The 7542-nt window shown below is 72.4% G+C and carries 5 protein-coding genes and 1 tRNA gene; 3 read left to right on the forward strand and 3 right to left on the reverse strand.

Annotation, left to right across the window (positions count from 1 at the left end):
* The 3 genes from glmU to NQ160_RS24735 form a co-directional block, all read right to left on the reverse strand.
* The coding region (glmU, locus tag NQ160_RS14650; RefSeq protein WP_257515941.1) for a bifunctional UDP-N-acetylglucosamine diphosphorylase/glucosamine-1-phosphate N-acetyltransferase GlmU at positions 1–1199 on the reverse strand (1199 nt) is incomplete at its 3' end.
* Position 1200: 1 nt separating this feature from the next.
* Positions 1201–1272: transfer RNA gene (locus NQ160_RS14655), tRNA-Gln, on the reverse strand.
* 44 nt (positions 1273–1316) lie between these two features.
* Complete coding sequence (locus NQ160_RS24735; RefSeq protein WP_306853450.1) at positions 1317–4889, reverse strand: glycosyl hydrolase 53 family protein; 3573 nt, start codon at positions 4887–4889, stop codon at positions 1317–1319.
* Positions 4890–5047: 158 nt separating this feature from the next.
* Between NQ160_RS24735 and NQ160_RS14670 the strand changes: the two genes are divergently transcribed.
* The 3 genes from NQ160_RS14670 to NQ160_RS14680 form a co-directional block, all read left to right on the forward strand.
* Entirely contained in the window at positions 5048–5545 is a 498-nt protein-coding gene (locus NQ160_RS14670; protein ID WP_257515942.1) for a MarR family winged helix-turn-helix transcriptional regulator, read from the forward strand.
* 20 nt (positions 5546–5565) lie between these two features.
* Positions 5566–6516, forward strand: coding sequence for a pseudouridine synthase (locus NQ160_RS14675; RefSeq protein WP_257515943.1), 951 nt, complete (start codon positions 5566–5568; stop codon positions 6514–6516).
* Positions 6517–6865: 349 nt separating this feature from the next.
* Positions 6866–7542: ATP-binding cassette domain-containing protein (locus tag NQ160_RS14680; RefSeq protein ID WP_257515944.1), on the forward strand; the 677-nt coding region annotated here is incomplete at its 3' end.

Below are 7542 nucleotides of genomic sequence, written 5' to 3' on the forward strand. Positions count from 1 at the left end.
GTGCGGTGCTTGGCGATGTCGTCGTAGTTCGCCGTGATCGCACCGGCGCCGAGGTTGACCCCGGTGCCGATGGTCGTGTCGCCGATGTACGACAGGTGCGGCACCTTGCTGCCTTCGCCGATCGTGGAGTTCTTGGTCTCGACGAACGTGCCGATCTTGCCGCGGTCTCCGAGGTACGTGCCGGGCCGCAGGTACGCGAAGGGGCCCACCGTCGCGCCCGCACCGATGACGGCGAGGGTCGCGTCGCTGCGGCTGATCGTGGCATCCTCCCCCACTTCGCAGTCCACCAGGCTCGTGTCGGGTCCGATGACCGCGCCGGATGCCACGGACGTGGCGCGCAGGATGTGCGAGCCGGGTAGCACGGTCACGTCGGGGGCGAGGGTCGCGGTGACGTCGATCCAGGTCGTGGCGGGGTCGAGGATCGTCGCCCCCTCGAGCTGCCAGCGCCGCACGACGCGGGCATTGAGCGTGCGTGCGGCGTCGGCGAGCTGCACGCGATCGTTGACGCCGAGGGCGCTGGCGGCGTCGGGGGCGGTGACGGCGGCCACGGGCGCGTCGTCGGCGCGGAGAAGCCCGATGACATCGGTGAGGTACATCTCGCCCTGGGCGTTGTCGGTGCCCACCCGCGCCAGCTGCGCGCGCAGCGCGTCGGCGCGGAAGACGTAGACGCCGGCGTTGATCTCGGTGACGGCGGCCTCGGCGTCGCTGGCATCCTTCTGCTCGACGATGCGCGCGACGGCGCCGGTCGAATCCCGGATCACCCGGCCGTAGCCGGTGGCGTCGTCGAGCACGGCGGTCAGCAGCGTGGCCGCGGCGTGGGAGGCCCGGTGCACCTCGACCAGGTGCGCCAGGGTGTCGGCTTCGAGCAGGGGGACGTCGGCCGAGAGCACCAGCAGGTCTCCGGTGAAGCCGTCGAGCCGATCGAGGGCCACCTGCACGGCCCGCCCGGTGCCGGGCACGTCGTCCTGGTCGACGATGTGCACGTCGGGGCCGATGCCGGCGACGGCGTCGGCGACCTGGTCGCGCTCATGACGCACGACGACGAGCACCTGTGCCGGGCCGAGGTCGCGGGCGATGTCGAGCACGTGCCCGATGAGTGGCCGCCCGCCGATGCGGTGCAACACCTTGGGCAGCTTCGACTTCATGCGGGTGCCCTGACCGGCGGCGAGCACGATGACGGCGAGCGCGTTGTCTGTCATGCTCCGCCGCCAGGATTCGAACCTGGGCCTAACAGCTCCAAAGGCTGTCGTGCTGCCGTTACACCACGGCGGACCGTCGTCCCGCAGGACGACGTGACAAGTCTGCCAGAGGCCCGGTCAGCGGGTGACCGTCACCGCCAGGGTCCTGCTCGAGGTCGTGCCCGCGGCGTTGACGAATTCCACCCGGTACAGGTGCGTGCCCCGCGGGGCGCCCGCCACCTCCAGCCGCGCGCTCTGCGACCACGGGGTGCGGGGCGCGAGTGCACCCTCGGCCACGAGCGCACCGTCGGCGAAGAACCGGTAACCCGTCGCGTTGGTGCCCCACCACATGTCGGCGGTCACGGTGTAGCGCCCGTCGCGATCCCAGTTGTCGTGCCGCAGCACCGGGGTGCCCGGAGACGCGTCGGTCACTGTGACGGTCACCGGCCGCGTGGCGGTCACGCCCGAGGCGTTGACGATCTCGCCGGTGTAGACGTACGTGCCGTCACGGCGGCCGGTGATCGGGACTGAGGCGGTCTGCGCGGCGACGCCGCGGTAGTCGAGGGGCTGTACGGAGACGAGAGCACCGTTCTCGTACAGCCGGAACGACGAACCGTTGACTCCCCACCACAGGTTCATCCGCACGGTGTAGTCGCCGTCGCGGAGCCCGTTGTCCCACCCGTTGTCGTGCGACAGCACGCCGACAGCGGGGGCGGACGTCGACCTGTCGGCGTCGCGGCGCACCAGCAGCGACGTCGCCTCGGCGACCCGCGCGCGGGCGGCGGCGACCGCTTCGGGCGTCGGCCACTGCGCGGCCACCACGACATCGGCCGCCGTGACAGCCTCGGCGAGCGCCGCCCACGAGGCGGCGGTGTACGCGCCGGGGTCGAGCGCCCGCGCGGCGGCGATGTCGGCGGCGAGGGCCGACGTGTCGGTGCGCTCCCCCGCGCGCACGAGCCGCAGGTCGTCGACCGTTCCCCAGGCGCCCGCGCTCAGCGCGCCGCGGATGCCGACGGTGAGCGTCTCGCCCTCAGCCACGGCGAAGGGCGCCGTCGTCGCCGTCGCGAACGCCTGCCAGCCGTTGAGCGCCAGCGGGGTGGCGTGCGCGCCGGATGCCGTGGTGGCGGTGACCTCCAACCTGTCGCCGGGCGCCTCGCCGTCGCCCTGCGCTGTGGCCGAGAGGGCGTATGTGCCTGGCGCGAGTCCGTCGATCTGCTGGGTCACCTCGAATCCGTACGCTGCGTCGTTCCAGAAGCTCACGGCACGCGCCCCGTTGGCCGCGTCCGCGGTGTCGGCGATCGCGGCGCCGGTGCCGGTGACGGTCCACGCCGATCCGTCGCCCTCGAACCCGCCGTCGAGAACCCAGGTGCGCTCGGTGACGGTGATGCGCGCGACCACAGCGGCACCGACGGCCGTGCCAGGCACGGTGTAGACCCCGGCGCCGTCGATCCACTGCACGGCATCGGACCACGTCACGGGCACCTCGTCGACAACGCCGTTCCAGGCGGTGCGGCGCACGGTGGCGGGTAGCGTGATCTCGGCGCCCTCCTCGACGGTCAGCTCGACCGGGGACAGGGCGGCGGGCGGCACGGCGCCCACCGGCTCGAGGGCGGCGAGCGCGCCCTCGACCAAGGCCAGGGCATCGGCCACCTGTGCGTCGGTCGGGGCCACGGCGCCGCGCACGACCTCCGCGATCTCGAGGGCCGCATCCAGCCCGACCAGTGACTGCGGAGTGGCGACGGCGCGACCGACGGCCGCGGCACGGGCCACGGCGTCATCGAGCGCGGCGGTGTCCGCGCCGGGTTCGGCCACCGCAGCCAGCACGAGGTCGTCGAGAGTGCCCCACGCGCCGCCGGGGAGGTCGGCGCGCAGCGTCACGGTGAGCGTGTCACCCTCGGCGATCGTGACGACTCCTGTCTGCGGCTCCGACCAGACGTGCCAGCCCGAGAGCGCGAAGGGCGCCTCTGCGGCACCCCCTCCCGAGGACGAGAGCTGCAGCGTCACGCCGCCGCTCCCCTCCCCGTCGCCCTGCAGCGCCGCGGAGGCGGTGTAGTCTCCCGCCGGCAGACCGGCGACGGTCTGGGCGAGGGTGAAGCCGTAGTCGTCCGCGGCGTAGAAGTGCCCGGAGCGGGTTCCGCTGCGCGGGTCGTCGGTGGCGCGGAGCGTGAGTGCCCCGGAGCTCTGCCACATCGACAGGTCGGTGTCTTCGAATCCGGGGTTGCGCAGGTGATTGACCGTCTGCACGGTGACCGTCGCCACCGTGGCGTGCCCCGACGTGGTGACGCCGCTCACTCGGTATACGCCGGGTCCCGTGATCCAGTCCGCGGCATCCGACCACGTCACGGGATCCTGCTCGACGGACCCGTCGTTGTAGGTGATCGCCACCGTGCCCGGCAGGGCGATGTCGTCGCCGTCCTGTCGCGTGATCACCGGCTGCTCGACAGAGCTGACCTCTCGCGGGGCGGTGGCGCCGGTGCGCGCGTAGCGGAAGGTCTGCAGCGACTCCAGCGGCGTGCCGTCGAACGCGAAGAGTGCCTGGTTGTCCCATGCGGAGCCGCCGTACCACTGGCCCGCGTCGTCCGGGTCGTACTCGCCGGCGGCGCTGGTGGCCCACCCCGAGCCGAAGGTCTCCCACAGTTCACGGTTGCGCTCGAGCTGCGACGGGGGACCCACCGGCAGCCAGGCCGGCTCCCAGTAGAAGACGCCGATGCCGGCGTCGCCGACGTCGACGACGGCCTGGATGACGTCACGCAGGGCGGTGGCCTGCCCCTGCACGCTCACCGGGTAGGCCGTGGCTTCGGAGGGGAGGTCGATCACGTTGCCGTGGCCGTCGCCGTCTTCGAGCGTGTGCGCCCACGAGGTCTCGGCCACCATGACCTGCTTGCCGTAAGTGTCGGCGACGTCGCTCAGCACCGTGGTGAGGTTGCCGAGCGAACCGTGCCAGAACGGGTAGTACGACGAGGCGAACACGTCGTAGTCGACGCCGCGGTCGGCCAGTTCCCGGGCGTACCCGGCGTAGCGCCCGGCGGTCTCGGGGTTGGTGAAGTGCACGACGACCTTCGCGTCGGGAACGGCGGCGCGCACGGCGGCGGAGCCGGCCGAGAAGACCTGCGCCATGCCGTCCCAGCCGGTCAGGCCTGCCACCGCACCGTTGGTCTCATTGCCGATCTGCACCATCCGCACGTCGACGCCCGCGGCGACGAAGTCGGCGAGCGCCTCGGCGGTGAACTCGCCGACGGCGTCGGCGGTCTGCTCGGCGGTGAAGCCCTCCCACGCCTTGGGAGCGTGCTGCTTGGCAGGGTCGGCCCAGAAGTCGGAGTAGTGGAAGTCGACCAGCACGCCGAGGCCGGCCGCCGTGGCACGCTCCCCGATCTCGACCGCGCGGGCGACATCGGTGTCGCCGCCGCCGTACCCGTTGCCTGCGGCATCGAACGGGTCGTTCCACACGCGCACGCGCACGTCGGTGATGCCCGCGTCGGCGAGCACGTCGAAGAGGTCGGCCGGCGCACCGGCGGTATCGCGGAAGACCACGCCCGATTGCTCGAGCGCGATCGCCGAGGAGACATCGGCGCCGGCGATGAAGTCCTCCGGCATCCCCTCGACCTTGGGCACCACGATCCCGGCTTCGACCGGACCGTCGTCGGCGGCGGCGGGAAGGGCGACTCCGGTCGCCACCAGCACCAGCGCCGCGGCGGCCGCTGCGCCCCGCATCCATCTGTTCATCCCGCGTGCGCGCACGGCTGCTCCGATCTCCGTTGACGGATGGCTTCTGTGACCGGTCACAGTCTGTGCCGCCCGCCGAACCCCGCCAAGGGGCTGGTTGCCGTCGTTACCAAACCGTTACCGGGTGCGAGGCCGATAATGGGGGCATGGCACACCAGACGGATGAGGTCGACCGCATCGTCGGCGCGTGGATGACCCAGCGCCCCGACCTCGACTTCTCCCCGCTGGAGGTGCTTTCGCGGGTCGACCGGCTCTCGCGCCACCTCGACCGCGCCCGGCGCGATGCCTTCCGCCGCAGCGAGCTGGAGCCCTGGGAATGGGACGTGCTGTCGGCACTGCGCCGGGCGGGCGAGCCGTTCCAGCTCAGCCCCAAGCAGCTGCTGCAGCAGACGCTCGTCTCGAGCGGCACGATGACCAACCGCATCGACCGCCTCGTCGCGCGCCGGCTGGTGCGTCGCGAAGCCGACCCTGTCGACGGACGCAGCGTGCTGGTGACCCTCGCCGGCGATGGCAAGACGCGCGTGGATGCCGCGATCACGCGGCTCGTCGACGCTGAGGCGACCCTGCTGGCGTCGCTGTCGCGCAGTGACCGGGAGCGGCTGGCATCCCTGCTGCGCAAGCTCAGCCTCAGCTTCGACGCCTGACCGTCTGGGACGATGGGAGCATGCCCGTCTCCCCTCGTCCCGTGCGCGACGGCGTCGGTGCGACCCGTCTGCGCGTGCCCAGCACGGGCCCGTGGGCGACGATCGCCGACTATGTGCTGGAACGCTTCGAGCACATCGACCGCCAGGTGCTGCACGACCGCATCGACCGCGGTGACGTCGTCGACGCCCGGGGTGCGGCGGTGCGCCGGGACACTCCGCTCGGGGCGACGGAGTTCATCTGGTACCACCGCGAGCCACCGGCGGTCGAGCGCATCGTGCCGTTCGACGAGGAGATCCTGCACATCGACGACGACCTCGTCGTGATCGACAAGCCGCACTTCCTTCCCACGACACCCGGCGGGCGCTTCTTGAACCACACCGCTCTGGTGCGCATGCGGCGGCGGCTGGACAACCCCGACCTCGTGCCCATCCACCGGCTGGATCGCGCCACCGCCGGGGTGCTGATGTTCTCGGCCCGCCCCGCCACCCGCGGCGCCTACCAGTCGATGTTCGAGCGCCGCGAGGTGCAGAAGGTCTACGAGGCGGTCTCGGCCCTCCCCCCGGGCGGGCTGCCGGCCTTTCCGCTGGTCCACCGCAGCCACATCGAGAAGTTCCGAGACAACCTCTGTGTGCAGACCCGGCCCGACCGCGAACCGAACGCGGAGACGCTCATCGAACTCGTCGGCACGGGAACGAGCACCGGCGGCCACGCCGGAGTGGAGGTCGTCCACACCCGGCTGCGCCCGCGCACCGGGCGCATGCACCAGCTGCGCGTGCACCTGGCGCAGCTCGGTCTCGGCATCCTCGGCGATCGCTACTACCCCGAGCTGCTCCCGGAGACGCCGCAGGACGACCCCGACCGCCCGATGCAGCTGCTGGCGACCCACCTGCGCTTCACCGACCCGCTGACCGGACGGCCGCGGGCCTTCACCACGCGCCGCCGGCTCGCCGACGCGCCGCCGCGCGGCTGACGCGGCCGCATGACGGCTGCGGGTGGGGCCGGCGGGACCTCCCGAGTCGCAACTCCTCACGGATCGGGGGTATGCCGTCGGGGCGGCCGATGCGCGCGGATCCCGACCCGTTCTTGAGGAGTTGCGACGCCCACATGCGGACGACGGCAGCCTCCGCCGCCCTCGGGACGCGCGCGCCCGGCCGCGGGGCGCGCACGCGTCACACCGGCGTAACTCCTCAAAGCCGGGGCGGAAGGGCTGCCCGACCGGCCGGTTGAAGCGAGTCGGCGCGGTTCTTGAGGAGTTGCGGCCCCCCGCGCGGCCGCCCGCGGGCGAACCGCACAGCCGCGCCGCCTACGCTGGAGGGAACATGGCGCATCTTCTCGGGGCCGAAGCCCTGCATCTCGAATACCCCACCCGTGTCGTCTTCGACGGCGTCTCGATCGGCGTCGATGAGGGCGACCGCATCGGCATCGTCGGCCGCAACGGCGACGGCAAGTCCAGCCTCATGGCGATGCTCGCCGGGCGGGTGACCCCCGACTCCGGGCGTGTGACAGTCCGTGGCGGCGTGACCGTGGGCGTGCTCGACCAGGCCGACACCCTCCCCGATGACATCACCGTGGGCGAGGCCATCGTGGGCGACCGCATCGAGCACGAGTGGGCGGGCGACCCGCTCACCCGCGACGTCGTCGCCGGCCTCGCGTCGGACCTGCCGTGGGATGCCGCCGTCGGCACCCTTTCGGGCGGTCAGCGCCGCCGCGTCGCGATCGCGCGCCTGCTGACCGGTGATTGGGACGTGCTCATGCTCGATGAGCCGACGAACCACCTCGACGTCGAGGGCATCTCATGGCTGGCCGAGCACCTGAAGCGCCGCTGGTCGGCGTCGTCGGGGGCCCTCCTCGTCGTCACCCACGACCGGTGGTTCCTCGACGAGGTCTGCACCCGCACGTGGGAGGTGCACGACCGCATGGTCGAGCCGTTCGACGGCGGCTACGCGGCGTACGTGCTGCAGCGCGTCGAGCGCGACCGGCAGTCGTCGGTGATCGA

The organism is Microbacterium sp. zg.Y909, assembly GCF_024626565.1.